The organism is Aeromonas ichthyocola, assembly GCF_046087985.1.
Classification (GTDB): Bacteria; Pseudomonadota; Gammaproteobacteria; order Enterobacterales; family Aeromonadaceae; genus Aeromonas; species Aeromonas rivipollensis.
In genome coordinates, this window is the sequence record NZ_JBJSWH010000001.1 from 635,245 (window position 1) to 653,930 (window position 18,686).

23 protein-coding genes and 1 other RNA gene are annotated in these 18,686 nt (G+C 54.6%); 15 read left to right on the forward strand and 9 right to left on the reverse strand.

Annotated features, from left to right (window positions below):
- The first annotated feature begins 12 nt into the window (after positions 1–12).
- On the forward strand, positions 13–351 hold the full coding sequence (locus tag ACF2JD_RS02920) for an outer membrane protein assembly factor BamE (protein ID WP_005325779.1): 339 nt from the start codon (positions 13–15) through the stop codon (positions 349–351).
- Positions 352–478: 127 nt separating this feature from the next.
- Complete coding sequence (locus ACF2JD_RS02925) at positions 479–1,114, forward strand: NAD(P)H-binding protein (RefSeq protein ID WP_440986718.1); 636 nt, start codon at positions 479–481, stop codon at positions 1,112–1,114.
- A gap of 87 nt (positions 1,115–1,201) precedes the next feature.
- Here ACF2JD_RS02925 and ACF2JD_RS02930 read toward each other — a convergent pair whose 3' ends face one another.
- Positions 1,202–1,561 carry an RnfH family protein gene (locus tag ACF2JD_RS02930; protein WP_106887445.1) on the reverse strand — a complete coding sequence of 120 codons (360 nt, stop codon included), beginning with the start codon at positions 1,559–1,561 and terminating at the stop codon, positions 1,202–1,204.
- On the reverse strand, positions 1,554–1,988 hold the full coding sequence (locus ACF2JD_RS02935) for an SRPBCC family protein (protein ID WP_043133123.1): 435 nt from the start codon (positions 1,986–1,988) through the stop codon (positions 1,554–1,556). The genes ACF2JD_RS02930 and ACF2JD_RS02935 overlap by 8 nt, the downstream gene beginning before the upstream one ends.
- A gap of 249 nt (positions 1,989–2,237) precedes the next feature.
- On the opposite strand from ACF2JD_RS02935, the gene smpB reads away from it, so the two are divergent.
- The 13 genes from smpB to ACF2JD_RS03000 all read left to right on the forward strand — a co-directional run bounded on the left by smpB (position 2,238) and on the right by ACF2JD_RS03000 (position 10,737).
- The gene (gene smpB / locus ACF2JD_RS02940) at positions 2,238–2,726 is read left to right on the forward strand and encodes an SsrA-binding protein SmpB (RefSeq protein ID WP_025326288.1); all 489 of its coding nucleotides are present in this window, start codon (positions 2,238–2,240) and stop codon (positions 2,724–2,726) included.
- A 122-nt stretch (positions 2,727–2,848) separates the two neighbouring features.
- Positions 2,849–3,207: a transfer-messenger RNA gene (gene ssrA / locus ACF2JD_RS02945) on the forward strand.
- Positions 3,208–3,385: 178 nt separating this feature from the next.
- On the forward strand, positions 3,386–4,636 hold the full coding sequence (locus tag ACF2JD_RS02950) for an integrase domain-containing protein (RefSeq protein WP_440986719.1): 1,251 nt from the start codon (positions 3,386–3,388) through the stop codon (positions 4,634–4,636).
- Between the two features lie 103 nt (positions 4,637–4,739).
- Positions 4,740–5,522: a hypothetical protein gene (locus ACF2JD_RS02955; protein ID WP_440986720.1), complete on the forward strand. Its 783-nt coding sequence runs from the start codon at positions 4,740–4,742 to the stop codon at positions 5,520–5,522.
- A 204-nt stretch (positions 5,523–5,726) separates the two neighbouring features.
- Entirely contained in the window at positions 5,727–5,948 is a 222-nt protein-coding gene (locus tag ACF2JD_RS02960) for an AlpA family phage regulatory protein (protein ID WP_440986721.1), read from the forward strand.
- Positions 5,949–5,957: 9 nt separating this feature from the next.
- Positions 5,958–6,374 carry a hypothetical protein gene (locus ACF2JD_RS02965; RefSeq protein WP_440986722.1) on the forward strand — a complete coding sequence of 139 codons (417 nt, stop codon included), beginning with the start codon at positions 5,958–5,960 and terminating at the stop codon, positions 6,372–6,374.
- Between the two features lie 13 nt (positions 6,375–6,387).
- A complete protein-coding gene (locus ACF2JD_RS02970) occupies positions 6,388–6,990 on the forward strand; it encodes a BRO-N domain-containing protein (RefSeq protein ID WP_429165333.1) in 603 nt (200 codons plus the stop codon).
- The gene (locus ACF2JD_RS02975; protein ID WP_429165334.1) at positions 6,974–7,564 is read left to right on the forward strand and encodes an ash family protein; all 591 of its coding nucleotides are present in this window, start codon (positions 6,974–6,976) and stop codon (positions 7,562–7,564) included. The genes ACF2JD_RS02970 and ACF2JD_RS02975 overlap by 17 nt, the downstream gene beginning before the upstream one ends.
- Positions 7,561–7,719: a hypothetical protein gene (locus tag ACF2JD_RS02980; RefSeq protein ID WP_440986723.1), complete on the forward strand. Its 159-nt coding sequence runs from the start codon at positions 7,561–7,563 to the stop codon at positions 7,717–7,719. The genes ACF2JD_RS02975 and ACF2JD_RS02980 overlap by 4 nt, the downstream gene beginning before the upstream one ends.
- On the forward strand, positions 7,716–7,976 hold the full coding sequence (locus ACF2JD_RS02985) for a hypothetical protein (RefSeq protein ID WP_440986724.1): 261 nt from the start codon (positions 7,716–7,718) through the stop codon (positions 7,974–7,976). Before ACF2JD_RS02980 ends, ACF2JD_RS02985 begins: the two co-directional genes overlap by 4 nt.
- Positions 7,969–8,127 carry a hypothetical protein gene (locus ACF2JD_RS02990; protein WP_440986725.1) on the forward strand — a complete coding sequence of 53 codons (159 nt, stop codon included), beginning with the start codon at positions 7,969–7,971 and terminating at the stop codon, positions 8,125–8,127. Before ACF2JD_RS02985 ends, ACF2JD_RS02990 begins: the two co-directional genes overlap by 8 nt.
- Positions 8,120–8,476: a hypothetical protein gene (locus ACF2JD_RS02995; RefSeq protein WP_440986726.1), complete on the forward strand. Its 357-nt coding sequence runs from the start codon at positions 8,120–8,122 to the stop codon at positions 8,474–8,476. Before ACF2JD_RS02990 ends, ACF2JD_RS02995 begins: the two co-directional genes overlap by 8 nt.
- Positions 8,473–10,737 (forward strand): DUF927 domain-containing protein, encoded by a 2,265-nt coding sequence (locus tag ACF2JD_RS03000; protein ID WP_440986727.1) that lies wholly within the window; start codon positions 8,473–8,475, stop codon positions 10,735–10,737. Before ACF2JD_RS02995 ends, ACF2JD_RS03000 begins: the two co-directional genes overlap by 4 nt.
- A 336-nt stretch (positions 10,738–11,073) precedes the next feature.
- On the opposite strand, the gene ACF2JD_RS03005 is transcribed toward ACF2JD_RS03000, so the two are convergent.
- From ACF2JD_RS03005 to ACF2JD_RS03035, 7 genes are all read right to left on the reverse strand, one after another.
- On the reverse strand, positions 11,074–11,457 hold the full coding sequence (locus tag ACF2JD_RS03005) for a hypothetical protein (protein WP_440986728.1): 384 nt from the start codon (positions 11,455–11,457) through the stop codon (positions 11,074–11,076).
- A gap of 112 nt (positions 11,458–11,569) precedes the next feature.
- A complete protein-coding gene (locus ACF2JD_RS03010; protein WP_440986729.1) occupies positions 11,570–12,064 on the reverse strand; it encodes an Imm26 family immunity protein in 495 nt (164 codons plus the stop codon).
- A 27-nt stretch (positions 12,065–12,091) separates the two neighbouring features.
- A complete protein-coding gene (locus ACF2JD_RS03015) occupies positions 12,092–12,697 on the reverse strand; it encodes a hypothetical protein (protein WP_440986730.1) in 606 nt (201 codons plus the stop codon).
- 14 nt (positions 12,698–12,711) lie between these two features.
- Positions 12,712–13,095 (reverse strand): hypothetical protein, encoded by a 384-nt coding sequence (locus ACF2JD_RS03020; protein ID WP_440986731.1) that lies wholly within the window; start codon positions 13,093–13,095, stop codon positions 12,712–12,714.
- 63 nt (positions 13,096–13,158) lie between these two features.
- On the reverse strand, positions 13,159–13,281 hold the full coding sequence (locus tag ACF2JD_RS03025; protein ID WP_440986879.1) for an RHS repeat-associated core domain-containing protein: 123 nt from the start codon (positions 13,279–13,281) through the stop codon (positions 13,159–13,161).
- A 174-nt stretch (positions 13,282–13,455) separates the two neighbouring features.
- Positions 13,456–13,806 carry a DUF7716 domain-containing protein gene (locus tag ACF2JD_RS03030; protein ID WP_440986732.1) on the reverse strand — a complete coding sequence of 117 codons (351 nt, stop codon included), beginning with the start codon at positions 13,804–13,806 and terminating at the stop codon, positions 13,456–13,458.
- Positions 13,794–18,677, reverse strand: coding sequence for an RHS repeat-associated core domain-containing protein (locus ACF2JD_RS03035; RefSeq protein ID WP_440986733.1), 4,884 nt, complete (start codon positions 18,675–18,677; stop codon positions 13,794–13,796). Before ACF2JD_RS03035 ends, ACF2JD_RS03030 begins: the two co-directional genes overlap by 13 nt.
- Between the last annotated feature and the right edge of the window lie 9 nt (positions 18,678–18,686).

Here is an 18,686-nt window from a genome sequence, read left to right on the forward strand (position 1 = left end):
TCTGAACCCGATATGCGGATGAAACACCTGATTGCCGCGGCCCTGACCGCCCTCACCCTGTCCGGTTGCAGCCTGGTCTATCGCATCGATATTCCTCAGGGCAACTATGTGGAACAAAAGCAGGTCGACAAGCTGCGCCAGGGCATGACCCGCGAGCAGGTCGAGTTCGTGCTGGGTTCTCCCATGCTGCGCGACGGCTTTGACCCCAACACCTGGTACTATCTCTATGAGTTCCAGCCAGGTCGTGGTGACAAGGAGCGCAAGGAGCTGACCCTGAACTTCGTGGGTGACAGACTCGCCACCGCCACGGGTGACTTCCCCCTCCCCGCCGCCTTCACGACCCCGCTCTGATAGCATCATAAAACCGGCCAAGGCCGGTTTTCTCTTGTCTGGCATCCGATCGGGTTTCACAGGGGCGCACTCCCTGAACCATGATCAAGGAGGTCAACACCCCTCGTCATCCCCTCAAGGAGATCACATGAGCCAGATCCTGATCGCCGGGGCAACCGGTCTGGTCGGCCAGGCCCTCATCCGCCAGCTCGGCCCCGAGCACCAGCTGACTCTGCTCTGCCGCCAGCCGGGCGAGGCTGCCCCCAACCGGCACTGGCTACCGGTAAACTTCGAACGCCTCGACGAGGTGGTGCTGCCCAACTCCGTCGACATGGCCTTCTGCTGCCTCGGCACCACCCGCAAGGATGCCGGCTCCGATGAGGCGTTTCGCCGGGTCGATCACGACTATGTGCTGGCCTTTGCCGCCCTCGCCCGCCGCCACGGCTGCCGGCGCCTGCTGGTCGTCTCCAGCCTGGGAGCCAACCCCGGCTCCCCCGCCCTCTATCCGCGCACCAAGGGCGAGATGGAGCAAGCCTTGCTGGCGCAGGCGTGGCAGCGGCTCGTCATACTGCGCCCCGCCATGCTGCTCGGCCACCGCCAACCCCCGCGCAGATCCGAGCAGATAGTTCAGGCCATCTATCCCTGGATAAAACCCCTGCTGCAGGGGCCCCTCAGGCGCTGGCGGGCCATAGAGGCGAGCCAGGTGGCCCACGCCATGACGGTGCTCGCCAAGCAAGAGAGCGGCATAGAAACGGTGCAAAACGAGCGGCTGCTGACCCTGTAAGGCCTAGGCCAGTGCAACCTCTGTGGTAAAACATCCAATAGAAAAGAGGCGCCATGGCGCCTCTTTTCATTGCTCGGTCTCCCCGCATCAGGTTGATTCGCCGTCGTCCCGCTTGCGGTGCACATCGGGGCGCCCGCCGGTGACCACGTCGGCCCGTCCCTCTTCCTTGGCCTTCTCCGCCCGCTTCTTGCGCATCTCCTTGGGATCGGCGATGAGGGGACGGTAGATCTCGATGCGATCCCCGTCCTGCACCGGCTCGCTCCCCTTGACCGGACGGCTGTAGATGCCGAACTTGTTGACCGAGAGATCGATCTCAGGGTGTTTCTGCACTATGCCGGACTGCTCGATGGCAGCCAGCACGCTGGTGCCCGGGGCCACTCGGATGCACAACACGGTTTGCCGCTCGGGCAGGGCATAGGCCACTTCGACATTGAGCAGATCAGACACCGTAGACCACCTTGGCGCGGTTGGAGAAGGCGAGCACCATGGAGCCCACCAGGTCGCGGAAGATCTGGCCAAAGGCCAGCTCGATCAGCTTGGAGGTAAATTCAAAGTCGAGATCGAACTCCACCTTGCAGGCATCCACATCCAGCGGCGTGAAGGTCCACCAGCCCGCCAGCTTGCTGAAGGGGCCCTCCACCAGCTCCATCTTGATGGCGCGGTTGGCATCGAGCAAGTTGCGGGTGGTAAAGGTCTTGGCGATGCCTGCCTTGGCCACATCCACCGAGGCCATCATGTAGTCCTCACCCGTCTCGTGAACGCGGCTGCCGACACAACCGGGCAGAAACTCGGGATAAGCGTGAACATCATTGACCAGACGGAACATTTGTTCCGCGCTGAACATCACCAGGGCACTGCGAGTAATACGGGGCATGGGCTTTCCTCATCCAATCGGGCCGATTTTATCACCTTGCCAGCCAAAATCACCGCCGAAACTGCTCACCGGGCCGCCACTCGCGCAATTACCCCCCTTTGCAGCCCTGATGACCAGCTTGAGATCACCTTGCCGGCCAAAAACATCACCGAACTGCTCACAAAGCCGCCACTCGAGTGGTTGCGCGTTTTACAGCCGCCGCCACCCACGTATAATGCGCCTTCCTAAACATTGCCGAAGGCCCCCGTCATGAGCAAAAAGAACAGTAAAAACAAAGCCGGGTCCAGCACCATTGCACTCAACAGAACCGCCCGTCACGAATACTTCATCGAAGAGCGCGTGGAAGCCGGTCTGTCCCTGCAAGGGTGGGAAGTCAAATCCCTGCGGGCGGGCAAGGCCAACATCAGCGAAGCCTATGTCATCTTCCTGCAGGGCGAAGCCTTCCTGTTCGGCTCCAGCTTCCTGCCGCTGAACGCCGCCTCCAGCCACGTGGTGTGTGACCCGACTCGCACCCGCAAACTGCTGCTGAGCCGCCGTGAACTCGACAAGCTCGAGAGCCTGACCGCCCGCCAGGGCTATACCATAGTGCCGCTGGCGCTGTACTGGAAAGAGTGCTGGGTCAAGGTCGAGATCGGCCTGGTGAAGGGCAAGAAAGAACACGACAAGCGGGAAGACACCAAGGCCCGGGAATGGGACCGGGAGAAGGCCCGCATCATGAAGAACAAGAACCGCGGTTGATTGTGCGCCGCCAGCTCCCGTGGGGCGACCAATAAACCAGCAATCGACCGGCCCCTGCCGGTCGATTGCCATCAACGCCTTGCCATGGCAGGATTTTTGCGTACAATCGCTTTTGACAACTTGGGGCTGATTCTGGATTCGACAAGATTCACGAAACCCAAGGTGCATGCCGAGGTGCGGTAGGCCTCGTTAACAAACCGCAAAAAAATAGTCGCAAACGACGAAAACTACGCACTCGCAGCTTAATAACCTGCGCTGAGCCCTTCTCCCCTAGCTTGCCTGTGTCCTAGGGAATTGGAAGGTCATCCTTCACAGGATCGTGTGGAAGTCCTGCTGGGGCGGAAGCATTAAAACCAATCGAGCTAGTCAATGCGTGGCGTGTCTCTCCGCAGCGTGTTGGCGAATGTAAAGAGTGACTAAGCATGTAGTACCGAGGATGTAGTAATTTTGGACGGGGGTTCAAATCCCCCCAGCTCCACCAAACAATGTTCCGGCCGGGAACGAAGAAGTACAAAAACCCGCAAGATTCAACGTCTTGCGGGTTTTTTGTTGTCCGCAGTAGTCCGAGTGAGTCGCCTAAATCCAGCCATAAGAGTAACATCTACGGTCACATGGGTGATGTAACACCGGTTTTGGTGTTACTACTGGGGGGATGTGCCGTGAGTAAAGACAAGCTGACCGACTCAAAGCTGAGAACCGCCAAGCCTGAAGCCAAGGAATACAGCTTGGGTGACGGTGACGGGCTTTACCTAAGGGTTAAGCCGAATGGTGCGAGGCTCTGGGTGTTCAACTACTACAGGCCGAGCGACAAGAAACGCGCCAATATCAGTTTTGGCCCCTACCCTGATGTTACTCTTGCCACAGCCCGAGAGCGGCGGCGAGATGCTCGCGCCCTATTGGCTCAAGCAATTGACCCCAAACGCCATAAAGCAGAGCAGCTCGCCATCGTTCAGGCTCAGCAAGAGGCCTGCGCCAACACGTTCGAACGAATGGCTGCCAAGTGGCTGGATCTGAAACGGCACGACGTAAGCGAAGCCTATGCCGCCGATTCGTGGCGCTCCCTTGAGCTGTATGTGCTGCCTTTCATCGGCTCCATGCCCATCGACCAGATACGTGCCCCCCTGGTGATCGAACTACTGCGCCCTATTGAAGCTGATGGCAAGCTGGAGACAGTTCGCCGGCTGTGTCAGCGGATAAACGAGATCCTCGACTACACCGTTAACCACGGCCTGCTTGATGCCAACCCCTGCTCCGCCATTCGCAAAGTGTTCAAGAAGCCCGCCAAGAAGCATATGCCTACGCTCAAGCCGGAGGAGTTACCACTGCTGATGTCCGACATTGCCAACGGTAGGCTAGACCACACTACCCGCTGTCAGATTGAATGGAGCCTGCACACCCTGGTTCGCCCTGGTGAGTCGGCGGGCACCCGCTGGGATGAGATAGACATGGAGGCCAAGGTGTGGAACATCCCCGCTGACCGGATGAAGATGGAGCGCCCCCACCGGGTTCCGCTGACCCCACAAGCGTTGACCCTGCTGGAGCGGATGAAGCCGATCAGCGGCCACCGCCCCTTCGTGTTCCCCGGCTACCGTGATCCGCTCGGCCATATCAACGACCAGAGCGCGAATGCTGCCCTTAAGCGGCTGGGCTACGGCGGACGACTGGTAGCCCACGGCTTGCGCTCGCTCGGCAGTACCACCCTCAACGAACAAGGGTTCAACCCTGACGCCATCGAGGCGGCGCTGTCCCATGCCGACGATAACGAGATCCGCCGCGCCTATAACCGCAGTGACTACTACGAGCAGCGGGTGATCATGATGAGCTGGTGGAGCAACCACATCGAGCAGGCAAGCCAGGGGAGCCTTTCTTTGGCGAGCGGCTTTAAAGCATTGAAGGTTGTGGGCGATTGACCCACACGAGTAAACGCCGGGCCTAGATCGGCCAATCGAAGAGTGGGGACAGCCTCCTGCCTGACCCGGCACCTATTTAGGCTGATAGTGAGAGAGCTACGCTATGGCAACAACATCTCCCCCGATGGATTTTACGGATCCTGATATTCAAGATTTCATATCGCTGAATGACCATTTTGTAACAGCAGACGAAGCTGCATTAGTTTCTGCCGAAATCGTTCCGGCAGCAGCCTCTTTCAAAGTTGGCGGACCCCGTGGTAGCTCACATAAGGCAATAACAGTGCGCCAAGCATTGCTGAGGGCTGTAGGCTCAAATAATGGGCCTACGGCCATTAGCGTGACTTATTTCGACGAATATGGCGGCGAGACTTTTCGAGGAACTGGGGACATAGTGAGGGCCATTGCCGAACGTGGCGAGCCGCAGGACGCAACCTTTGAGGCAATGTCAGTTTGGCAATGGTTGCGGGACCGTAACCGGCTCGATCCAGATTACGTTCTGCCGAAGCCTATCAACCCTCACAACTCCACCTTGCCCGATCAGCTATTTGATATTGAATCTGGTGAACAGATGACCGCTCTTACTGAACAGGTAGCAGCCCTGACGGAACGCCTACAGGAAGCCGAGGCAGAGATTGCCGCACTTAAGGTAGGCATCCCCCATTTTCGACATTTAACGCCAGCACTAAGGCTCGTGGCAGAGGTACAAGAACGGTACTGGGGCGATACCTGGGAACCGAACACGATCCCGAAGCAGTTTACGATTCTTCACGAGCTGGAGAACACCCATGGGCTTAGCAATGCCAAGGCCAAAAATGTCGAATATGTAGCGAGCCCGATAGACCGAGTCACCGGTAAGAACCTCTGTTCATCACAGATAGAACCCTGAGGGTTCGTACATAACAACCCTTAGGGGATACCTCTCAAGGCCCACTCAAAACTTTCACCCTTAGGGTATCCAGCCCAGTATTGGCGAGGGGTTTGGAAACCCTGAGGGTTGCCAAACCGCATCCCCTGAGCCCTCAGGGTATTGCCCTGAGGGTTAGCCGCCGTGTTTCCATTGCCCCGTCAACAACGACCGAGGCAAACCAATATGGAACAACATTTTCCCTCCTCAACCCCCGCACTGCGCTTTATTCGAGTGCGGGAGGCGATCAAGAAAACCGGCCTGAGCAAGTCCAGTATTTACGACCTGATGGCCCAGGGCCAATTCCCACAAACCATACGTCTGGGTGGGCGCTCAGTGGCATTCGTCGAGGCAGAAGTTGATGCCTGGATGGCGGAGCGTATCGCAGCTCGCAACGTGGCAGCATAGGGGGTGGATATGCAAAAAGAAAAAGGCCGTACCGCGAACGGCACGACCCAGCTTGAGCAGGGTCAGCAGCATATCACCAAGTTTGAATTGGTCGCCACCCACCTGCTGGAGCAGGGAGCCCAGGGGGTCAGCGCCTTGTCTGGCCTGGCTGGGCTCCATGATCTCAACTTGCGCAACAGCATTGGCCTGCTCCGTCGAAACCACGGGGTAGCTATCACAGATGCTTTTTTTGAGCACCAGCATAGCGGCGGCGGGACAACTCGCTTCAAGCGCTATTGGCTGGCCGACCGTGAGCAAGCCCATAAGCTGGTGGCTCTGATCAACCACTGGCGACACCAGCGCCAGGCTGCCCCATTGGCAGATGACTACGCCGCCATTCTGTGCGCCCGCACGCCGGCAGCAGTCCCCCTTCCTCCCGCCGCCTAACGGAGTCCGAAATATGACTATCGAAAAAAGCAGATTAACTTCTGAGGCCGCCCCTCAACCCGGTACTCGCCAAAGGGTTAATTTCACCGCCCTCGAAGGCGATATGTCCGTCATCAAGTTTGAAGGCGTGAAGGTACGCATTGTGAATATCAACGGTGAGCCGTGGTTTGTAGCCAAGGATATTTGCGAGGCGCTGGAACTGACTAATTCACGTATGGCAATCAAGGCACTTGATGAGGACGAAAGGGGGGTAACTTTAACTTACACCCTTGGCGGCAAGCAGAAGGTAGGGGCCGTATCGGAATCCGGTTTCTACAAACTGATTGTCCGCAGTCGCAAGGCCAGTACACCCGGCACACTGCCCCACCGGTTCAGTAACTGGGTATTCCGCGAGGTCATCCCATCTATCCGTAAAACCGGCGCCTATGGTGTTCCATTCTCCGCCCTGAATGACTACAGCCGCCGGCAAGTCCAATACACCAAGGAGGCGAGCAAGAGAGGATATGCCCTGCAGTCTTGCAAGGACGAGAAAGCACGGTTGAAAGCGGAAGAGGCCGCACTTTGGCGTAAATATCAGCCTGAACTATTGGGGATGAGCCATGACCAGAAACATTAATGGGCTCACTGCCCAGGGCGAAGCCTTGCCCAAATTCCAAGGGGTGGGCTTGTCCCACAACGTCCAACGGAGTACGATTCCTCTTGCAGCGGCCAAATCCGCTGCCGAGATTGGCGTCTCGAAATTAAAGTTGGAGCCGACCCACGCTCCTATTGCGTGGTTTTTTGTCGGTACTCGATCCTCATTTCTTGAGGCGCTGTTGGCCTACCCGGTCGGCGGCCTCTACAGTGTTATGGCGGTTCGGGCGAGGGCCTCGAAAGGGGCGCTGGTTTCCTTCTTTACCAGTTACGCCAACCTCGTTCGGGCTGCCACCAGTTGGAGATTGGCGTCTTCCTGTGGCGGTAACAAACTGCTAAAGAAGAAGGCTGCCATCATGGCTACTGTCCCCACCCCTGCTTTACCCAAAATCTTCACCTTCTTGATCCAGCGTCCTCGCGTCTGTCGTCTGGCCGAGCTTCGGCGTATCCGCACTATCGCCATCATCGCCAATACCGAGGCTCAAGCCCGCGCCAACTTGCCTGGCTTGTCGTTGGTGTTTATGTCCCGCACCCCGTGCAAGTGGGTGGCCGCATGACCCAATCCCCCACATCCCGCCTAGAGGCACTGCTCGAGCAGTTTGCCGACGCCCTGGAACAAACCGACCTGTGCCTGCAAGAGCGTGCGCAATTCAGCGCTTTGCTCAATGCCCTACGCATAGAGATAAGGCTCTGCCAGGAGGTGCTGGCATGACCTATTTCGCATGGGCTAACGGCAGCAAGCCGGCTACTTTCATCGGCCCCACTCGCCCCCGTACCGGGAAACGTTCACAGCAGGGCAGCCTGAGCGCCTTCCTGTGGCGAAGTGATCGGGACCGTTTCATTGCCCAGACCAAGGGCGCCGCTGTGGCTGTCACCGTCAAGGAGGCTCGAGAACTGAAAGCCGGATTGGATGATCGGGCGTTCAAGGAGCTGGTTGCCGTTCTGCTGGGAGGGACACGCCATGAGTAATCGACTGATCAACACCCTGAATGACCGGATGTGGCGCGAGTTATCACGCAATCCACTGCGCCCCGCAGTACTGCGGGAGCTCTTCAAGCGGGTGACCAAGGCCCAGAAACAACCAGGCGAGCGCAATGCAACAGGGGGTTGCCATGACTGAAATAAATAAGCTGGTGGAGCAGTTGGCCCAGGCCTACCTGGCCGCCCGGGGCAATGTGTTTACTCACCTAGGGATCCAGCTCCCCCTTGCTGCTGACTCGCTGACGTTGGCCATTCAGAACAACATCGTGGCCGCTCACCTGGAGAACGCCGGGGTGCAGCAGGGGCAGGCCGATGCCTTGCTCATGTTGCGGCATATGGTGGTGAACGGGACTTTGACCCCTCTGGGCGCCTTGGTGGTGGATCAGATGTATTGCGCCTTCTGCGCCGATGTTCACCAGATGCTTGAAGAGGGAAAGGACCCCGTGGTTGAGCTGACCCAGGAGAGCAAGCGGAGGGCGATGCAATGACAGCGGTATACCAAGGAACTGCAGGCCCTGGTCATCAAAACAGCCCGCCATCCCAGGCTGGCACCTTCCTCAAGTTTGCAGACCTGGATGATCTGCAGGTGGTCGTGATCCACACAGGAGAGCAAGCCAGCAGGGATGCCGGCATCAGGGCCACTCTACAACGTGCCCACAACGAGGCGGTGGCCACAGACAACCCGATTGACCCGGAGAGCGAGCCAGAGCAGGCGCTGTATGTGGGGCCAGCTCAGTTGGATGAAGGCGCCAGGCTCTACAAGATGGCCGATCGGGATGCTACCAAGCGAGTCATCGTTCACCAGTTCGGCAACCTGGCTCCCGAGAAAGCCAAGCGGCTGATCGTGGCTCTGCGCAAGCAGGCCCCCAAGGCCGAGCTCTACCGCGGCAACCCGGGCCAGAATGCCGAGCCCTGGCAACTGGTGGATGTGGTGGACTTCGAGCAGACACTGGCGGCAGACAACCCACCGGACGAGGCGCCCTGGTCAGACAATGTGGCTCCACTCCATCTGGTAAAAGGCAACCCAGAGGAAGGACCAGAGCTGCCAGCAGGGTTTGAGGTGCGGGGCTCGCGTCTATGTGCCCTGACCACTGTGGGCCGGGGTGAGGATGCCCGGCAAGAGTGGATCCCCATCGCCAGCCCCGTCCATGTACTGGCTGAAACCGCTGACGAGCAGGGCCGGGGCTACGGCCGCTTGCTGGAGTGGCGGGACAGCGCAGGGCGGGTGCGCCAGTGGGCCATGCCGGTGCGTTCCCTGGTCCCGCGTAATGGAGAGGAAGTGTTTGCCGCGCTGCTGGATGCGGGGTTGCCCTTCATCGAGCTAAGTCATAAGCGCAGGCTGGCGGCCTATCTGATGAGCTGCCAACCCAAGCGGCGCATTACCTGTGTCGAGCGCACAGGGTGGTATGATCATGCCTATGTGCTGCCCGGTGGGTCCATTGGGCCGGATGCTGAGGGGGTCATCCTGCAGACCGCCGGTTACACCTCCAGCGACTTTACCGAGCGCGGTACCCTGGCCGGCTGGCAACAGGGGGTTGCAGGGCTGGCAGTGGGCAACTCACGCCTCTGCTTTGCGCTGTCACTCGCCTTTGCGGCTCCCTTGCTCTCCCTGGTAGGCATGGAGGGCGGTGGCTTCCACCTCAAGGGTGAGAGTACCGACGGCAAAACCACAGTGATGAAGGCGGCCGCCAGTGTCTATGGGTACCCGGATCGGTACTCCCAAACCTGGCGGGCCACCGGTAACGCCATTGAGGGGATTGCCAGCCGGCGCAATGATGCCCTGCTCTGCCTGGATGAACTGGGCGAGCTGGATGGCCGGGAGGCAGGGCAGACCGCCTATATGCTGGCTAACGGCCAAGGCAAGGGTCGCAGCAAGCAGGATGGCGAGCTAAGAGAGCGCAAAGCCTGGCGGTTACTGTTCCTCTCCACCGGTGAGCTGAGCCTCGAGGACCATGCCGCCAGTGCAGGGAAAAGTACCCAGGCCGGGATGGAGGTGCGGACAATCCAGATCCCCAGCGATACCGGGCACCATGGCGCCTTTGAGTGGCTGCATGGCATGGATGGAGGCCGCAGCTTTGCCGATACCCTGAAAGCCAACTCAGAAGAACATCACGGCATCGCCTTTCGCACCTATGCCCAAGCCCTGACTCAATCCATGGATGAGCACAGTGAGCGGCTGAGGGCCGAGATTAAACTATTGGCAGCCGAACTGACTCCTGAGGGTGCGGGTAATCAGGTTGGCCGAGCAATCAACCGGTTTGCGTTGGTGGCTACAGCCGGGGAGCTGGCCACCCGATTGGGGGTAACTGGCTGGCCAGAGGGGGAAGCCATCAGGGCAGTCAGGGTCTGCCTCAAGGCATGGTTGGCAGAGCGGGGACACCTAGGTAACCAGGAGGACGCAGCCATCCTAGAGCAAGTACGTGGGTTCGTGACAGCTCACCAATTTACACGTTTTGCCGATTGGTTCGATGCTAGCCATCGCCCGGCAAATATGGTGGGTTTCCGTAAAGTAGAATCAGATGGAGTGAGTTTCTATGTTCTACCCCCTGGCTGGGTTGAGATAACAAAGGGAAAAGACCCTAAGCGAGCAGCTCGCCTTTGCCTTAAGGCGGGATATATTCTTACAGGCAAAGACAAGAATCGGTTACAGCACCTTTATCGATTGCCGGGTATGGGTAAGGCATCAAGGGTCTATGTACTGACCGAACGTGTATTGACCGACGAGGATGATAGCCGAGAATGCAAATAGCGTTAACCAACAGGGGCCATAAAAGCCACATCACCCTCAGGTCATAATCGCTCCACATGCGCGTGTGAAAGAAAGAAGCAAAAATGGTGGTTACAGTGGTTACATGGCTTTCGTGAAACAACTAAAGCCTTACATATAAATAGGTTACAGTGTAACCACTGACATAAATCTTAATGGTTACACTTTGGTTACACTGGTTACGTCGAGGGATATCTCTATCGAAAAATTTACTCTGGCACCTGACGTATTAGTCAAGAAAGTAAACACTTTCAAAGATAGACGTATCAAAAGGGCGCTTTATTACGCAAGCGCCCTATGATTTAAGTTATAAATAACTTATATGAATGATACTTCTGCAGGGCCGACCTTAATTACATCAGTGTTATCGACCTTAACACCAACTCCGTGTTCTGAACCACCATCCCAAGTGAAGACAAGCCCATATATCCTTTCTTCATCATGAAAGGCATACACTTTGATTAATTTTAAATCAACACTGTCAGAATTGTATTTTATTTTAATATACTCAAATGCTGATTCATTAACTTTCGAATTCATCTCGCGCTGGTTGTTGCGAAGATATTCAATATCCAAGCGGAATTTGTCATCAATCTCATAGGTCTCGAGATTTACAACCTGGACAGGAATATCTACAAATGATTCCAATATAATATCACAGCAAATACCTTCGTCATTTCCATAAAAACCAATAGCATCCATAGCTATCTCCGAGAACATTTGATTGCATTACTCAAGAATGCCTGCAGTTTATTTTTTCGTGAAAAAAAACCGGCGCAATGCCGGTATAATGATATGAACCTAAAACTCAAGTTTATACTGTTTTAGTATCACCTAACTTTTCAAGCTCGTGAACTATCCTTCGCTCAATTTGTACGGCTGGCCAAACAATAAATTTTTCAATACCAGAGTGAGTTGAATTCTCTATAGATAACTCACGTCCTCCTTTCCAAATCGAGCGATTTTCTCGAGGACCAATAAGAAAAGTAATTTCACTATACTTGGAATCTCTTTCTTTATCGTAATCAGTCGAACCAACCAACCTCCATCTCTTCTTCTTAATAGCTTCACCAGCGACAGCCACCGGATTGAAAAGGCGAGAAGAACTAATGATTTCCGAAAGTGGTATGTCTATGCTTCCTTGAATATTAAACACTTCGATGATAAGACCACTTCCCCCTCTATGTTCAATTACCCTAGCAAAACAGAAAGTCATTCCTTCCTTAGTAAAATCATAGCGAGAAAAACTTGTCAGCCCACTAACATCTGTTAAAAACAATGGAATTGAGTATACATCGCCAGCTTTCATGATACCCCCTTCTTAGGGTCAATCACATCAACTAAAAACCAGCTGGAACCATACTCCAACAAGATTATCACTCGTAACCTTGATGTATCCTTTAGGAGGTGGTGGCAGCTCAGGGTATAATATTGTTTTTTGCTTGTCCCAGTTAATTCCAGTTTTATAAAAATTGCTAATGCGCTCTAATAAAACGTCTGGCTTCCCCACTATGCCATGGTATTCAAATGAATATAATATATCACGGTGCTTTTCAGCATCCAACAAAGGCACTATCACATCAACATTATTTGGATCATATATTTTACCATGTTTTTCAAGTCTTAGGCCAGGCAGCCCTGTAGACGGCCTTACCTCTGAGCTGAATGCCAAACTCATTGAAGGCTGTGGTCTATCGTTGATTTTAACTATATTTATCACTTGCATTGAGAATAGTTTTAATAGCCTATGTGCCGCAACCACAATGGTGAATAAAATGGGGGCAGTGCTGAGATCCTCGCCTTCCCATGAGTTATCCTCTCTCAGGTTATCGAAAAAATCCATACAACAATCTTCTCTCAACTGAGCCAAAATGTAGCCATACTCCGGCACTTCAATAGAGAAAACAGTATCAACTTGTAAATCTTTTTTCCTAACGACCATATTAGCCTACCCTCTTAACACCCCTTTTTAGGTGGTTTGTTGTTATGCTCATCCGCCTTACGTAAATACTCATCCCTTCTAGGGTTGTTTGGACCTACAGGATTTTGTTTGTTTGATGTTCCCTCTAATCCACCTAGCTCTTCAAATCGCCGCTGTTCTAAGCCTCTTGCGGTATATTTTTCCTCTATCCCCTCCCCTCGGTAGAATGGTTTAGGTTCGATATCAAATGCGTCGTAGTTATTACCATATCTATAATCTAAAACATCTTGAGCGCTATGGCCGAATCCCGGCTTACTTGCATAACCGACATAGGGTTTTCCATCTTTTATACCTTGATACGTGATATGGGTCGCATTAGCTGGATCACCCACCCACCCCAGCGGGTCCACCCACTCCAACGGGTTATGCACATACCCTTGTGGCCTCAGCCCTCCCGCAAATCCTATCGGGTCTGATGATATTTACTGCCCCGACTCCGGGTCAACGTAACAATGACGGTTGTAGTAAAGACCCGTTTCCTGGTCATAGATCTGACCCTGATAGCGCAACTCGCGATATGTCTCTTCGTTGGCAACATCCCCCAGGAAACGTCTGAGCTATTGTGGCACCGCATCGGCGCGATGATTGCCCTGAGTTACTACCATCCTCTTTAACTTGCCAGAACCGTGAAATTTCAACTGAACAAAAAACACCGACAGTATGCCGGTGTAAGGTGATAACTAGATCTGTACAAACTAGGCTTGCACACATTGCCTTTATTATTTTATATCTAGGAAATCATCATTGTCCATGTAGTAGTTAAGGGCATCTATGAAAACAGATATTGGAGGGTCATTAACTTGTGAAACAACATTATTTATGACATCAACAAACTGCTCGCCATAATAACATAATTCCAAGTCATTATTGACAACATCTTCTGGGAAAACATCCTCTCCTCCTTCTCCCTCTGTTGGATACTCATCAATAAAGCAAACTGAACTGGAAGCAAGCGGTTCCATAGAGTCCTTAGAATATAAGCAAAAATAGGACCCTTGGTTAGAACCAGTATTTTTTATAACAATAATCAAATCAGATAACTTGACATAAGACTTCATTATAATTTGCATTTTTTCTCTCCTGTTGCACCATCCAACTTGCCTGTTCGGCCTTCTTTACCCCCACCCCATATATCCCGACCACCTTTACCCGTAGGATGATAAATACCATGATTTGCTGAGTGATCACCTCGGTCAACCAGAACAAGTCTGTTTACATCCTCATGATGATGCCATGTCATACCGGCAGGACTTGTTGACATGTTACCTGACTTAGACCATTCAGAAAGTTCAGGATATCGGCTAAACATATCCTTTCTATACGCAGAGTCAGTTTCTAACTTTGACAAAAGTTCTTTATTAGCCTGCCTAAATTGAACGCTATCACTTGCATATCTATTAGCAGAGTCTACCTGATGGTCATGAAATATGTGGTATTTACCATTGTTAGGCCTTGTTGCCAATCCTAACGGATCCACCCACTCCAGCGGATTATGCACATATCCCTGTGGCCTCAACCCTCCTGCAAAACCTATCGGGTCTGGCGAGATATATTGCCCCAACTCCGGGTCAAAGTAACGGTGCCGGTTGTAGTAAAGCCCCGTTTCCTGATCATAAATCTGACCCTGATAGCGCAGCTCGCAGTAGGTTTCGTCGTTGGCTGCATCCCCAAGGAAGCGCCTGAGCGGCTGTGGCACTGCATCTGCGCGATAGTTGCCCCACAGCCGCTGTTCACCACGCCAGAGGATGTCACCAGCTTCGCTGCACAGCTCGCGGGCGGTGCCCGCCACATCGGTCACGATATAGTGCAGACGCTCTTCCTGTTCACCGGCTTCCCACTGGGCCAGTGGCCTGAAGCTCCCCGGCTCATACACCCACTGCACCTGCCGGGCGGCGTTGCCATCAGCTTGGTAACTTTGTTGCTGTACCAACTGGTCACCGTCCCAGCGGTAATGGACACGGGTGATAGCGGTGAGTTGGCTTACCTGACCTTCCCTCTCCTTGCCGATACGCCGACCAAAGGGGTCGTAGCGGTAACGCCAGCGACTGCCATCAGGCAGCATTACCCGCTGCAAGCGGTCGTGGGCATCCCATTGAAATTGCGAGGTCTGGGGCCGAAAGCCGGGCCGTGATACCACTTTTTCACTGAGGCGACCGCATTTGTCATAGCGGTACTGATTTTGCCCAACCTGGCTGACTCGGCCAGCTTCGTCATACTGACGCAGCGGCTCGGCCTGTGCTTGCTTGCTGGATAACGGCTGCTCATCACTTGGCAGGATATGGGAGAGCTCGCAGAGGTTCAGCTCGCTGTCATAGCCAAACAGCCGGGCCTGACGCTCGTGGCCGCGCTTGCTGCGCTCTGCCACCACCTGGCCATTGCCATTTAACTTCCAGCCCTGTTCGCCCCAGTGGCTGTCCTTGATCCCAACCAGGCGGTCAAGGGCATCATATTGATAGTGGCGCGACAAGGTATCGGGCACTGTGCCTGTGGCAGGCACCAAGGACTGAGAGAGCAAGAGCCCGGTGGCGCTCCACCCTTGTGTCAGGGCAAAGCCGGCCTCGCTCTGGCGTACCTGTTCACGTCCTTGCTGGTCGTGTGCAAAGTGCAGAGGTTGTTTGCTACCCACGGTGAGCTGGGCCAGCCGCCCTTGCTCCCAATCCAGACCTAGTGGTACCAGCAAGCCGGTTATCGCCTCGCGCTGTCCAGCCTCACCATAACGGCTCTCTATCGTCTCGCCATTGACGCGCTCGCACACCACCCGCCCCAGCGCATCCCACTCGTATTCGACCACCGCATCTGCATTGCTGGCCCGCAGCAAACGACCGGCAGCGTCATAGGCAAAATGAGTCTCTCCCTCGCGCTCGCCATGCTCACGCAACGCTTCAACTCGGCTCAATCGCCCCAACGCATCGTAGTGATAGTGCAGCTCGGCGCTATCCGGCGCACGACGCAAGACAAGCTGTCCAGCCATATCGTAACGGTAGTCATAGCAGCGACCATCGTAATGCACCTCTCTGGACACTCGGCCGCAGTGGTCAAATTCATACCGCCAGTTGCGCCCTTGGCTGTTGGTGACGCCGGCAAACTCGCTCTCGGCATTGTAGTGATAGCGGGTGGTAGCACCCAGTGGGTCGGTCACGCTTTGGAGGTTGTCAAAGGCACTATAGGCAAGTTGATGTTGCTGACCCAAGGCATCGGTCAGTCGCACCAGATTGCCCTCGATATCGTAATCGAAGCGGCTCTCTGTGCCATCTTCATAGATGACCTTGCTGGGCTGTTGCTCGTTATGGCGATATTCCCAACGGCGTACCAAGGGCCGTTGGTCGCTCTGCTGATAACGGGCAACCAAACGGTCCTGCGGGTCATAGTCAAAGCGCCAGGGAGCACCCACTGCCGGCTCGTAGCGGGCCAGCAAGCCACGTGGGCTATATTGCCACTGGCTGCGCAGCCCGCTCGGGTCGGTCATGGCCGCAAGCAGTCCCTGAGGGGTGTATTCATGACCCCAGGTTTGCCCCAAAGGATTAGTCACCGTCTCAAGCTGACCCAGAGAGTTATAGCTGTATTGCCAAGGTTGGCCGAGCGGGTCGATATAGGCCTGCAGCCTGCCCGCCTCATCGTAACCATAACGGTGAGTTGTGCCATCGGGCAGGATAACCTGGGTGACTTGCCCCCATTCGTTACGCTCAAACTCGGTGCGCTGGTCCAGCGGATTGACTAGTGCCGCCAACTGATTGTTCACCCACTCAAAGCGAGTCTCGCCACCATCCGGCTCACGGCGCTGCAGGATGTTGTTACGCTCATCCCTCACATAGGCGGTAACGCCACCAAAACCACTGTGGTAGTAACTGGTCAGGTTGGCATCGTCATAACGGAAGTGGCCATTCCAATAGTTGTCGGCGCAGCGGTTGGCCAGACAGCGCCCCTGCGCATCGTATTCGTGCTCGACCCAAGTCTGGGCCAGGTCGCTCCAGCGAGTAAGCCACCCTTGCGGTGAATATTGATAATCAAAGCTGCGCCCGGCACCGGCCCGCACCTCAAGCAGCTCGCCATTGGTACCGTACTCATAACGTGAGAGCAGGCGCGGAGAGTCAACTTCCGACGTCACCAGGGTGAGCGCCCTGACATTGCGCCCCTGATGGCTGACTCGAATGTAGCGGCCATCGGCTAGCAGTACGCGTACCAACCGTCCCCGTTCCCATACCCAGCGCATGGTGTTGCCACAGGCATCGCTCATGGACGTCAGGTAGAGGTGGGGACCACGGGCATGCTCGAACCCATAACGACGACCATCCAAATGATGCAGTTGCAACAGACCTTCGGTACGGGTTAGCCGCCACTCAGGGTTAGAGAGGCTTTGCGCCCACGCCCCCTCATCAGGCAGGGTAAAGAAGGCTTGGTTAAATTCACCATCGGTGAAGACAACCATGCCCTCTTGCAGCTCCAGCGACATGTCCCATTCCGTGCGCCAGAGCGTACCCAGGATACCGGGACGGCGCTGTCCACCCGAGCGGTAGTAACGCGTCAATCCGACAGGCAACAGGCTGACTAGGCGCCAATCCTCCCGGCGTTCGAACACGAAACCGGTGGCCATATCGACCGGCTCACCTTTCCCTTGGCACGTTTTTGTGGAGGCGCAGTTATTGCCATCTGCCTGACCAGCTTGCGTTGTTTCGGTGGGTGGTTTATCGAGATCACCATCCCCCTTGTTGCGACCAGCATTGACACCCTCTGGCAGATCAGCACGCCCTTTAGCCCGTGGTGAGCCGGTGACACGGGTGACCACCTTGCCAATAAATTCATCAAATTTTGCAGCTATATAGGCAAGTGCTGAGTCGTATTTTGCAGAGAGTTTCTCCAGCGCGTGGATAATCCCGGTAATTTGCTCCTTCATCATGGCAATCAGCCAGCGGTTGCTTGCCGGGTCTATCAGCATTTTCTTCAATGCCGCAATCACCTGCAGCAAGATGGCTTTGGCTTTTTGACCATATGTCGTTATCTGGGAACGTAGCTCCGTCAGCCCTTTAATCAAGTTGCCATTAGACAGACTGCGAATAGTCTTGATGGCAAACTGAATTGACTTCCTATCGCCCAGTTTCAATGCCTTGATAATGGCCTTGCCACTGACCTTGATGGCATCACCAAAGCCGGGGATAACCCCTATCAAACACAGGGCTCCTCCCGCCAAGTGCAGATTGTCATCCAGCTTTGCTGGCTCCTTGTAGGAGACGTAACCCCACTCACCAATCGCATACAGGTCGATGACCTGACCAACCACAGGAACAAACCCCAGCAGCACTTCACACACCAAGAGTACCGCTTCATTACTGCTGGCCTTATCACCTAGCTCAGCAGCTAAGCTGTGATGTATCTTGTTGACGGCAACTTTGAGCTCACGGCTACCTTTGTTTATTTTTTTATCCAATTCCCAAAAGCGCTTGTAAGCCTGGTTGTACTTGTCCGGAACACTATTGAAAATTCCACCGAGCATGCCGACATCATCAACATCCACCTCATCTGCGTCACTGTCAGAGGCATCATACTCAATCAATCCTTGCTGACGCAGAATAAGAAACAGCGTGAAATATTCAGCGGCCAATGCTGCATGGGCGGGATTGGATTGAAAGACTGGGTTGTTTTGCAACGTTTCCTGAGGTTTGAATTCATCACTCCCCTCTTCCATTAGCAACTCAAAAGGACCACAGCCCATGTCTTTTATCTTACAGAGCCCATTTTTATCCGTCTTGCCACTGATCTCTTTCTTATTACTGTCTGTCAGTACAAAAGGGGCATTAGGGACCGGCTTTCCATCGTCATAATGATAATGGATGATGACTTCACAGCCACACTTTACGCAACCGCCAGAAATGATATTATCGGTCGAAAAGTTGTTTTTGGCAGCCTCATCGCTGGACATCAGGCTTGCTGTTTTATTTTTGCTCATGAGTCCCTC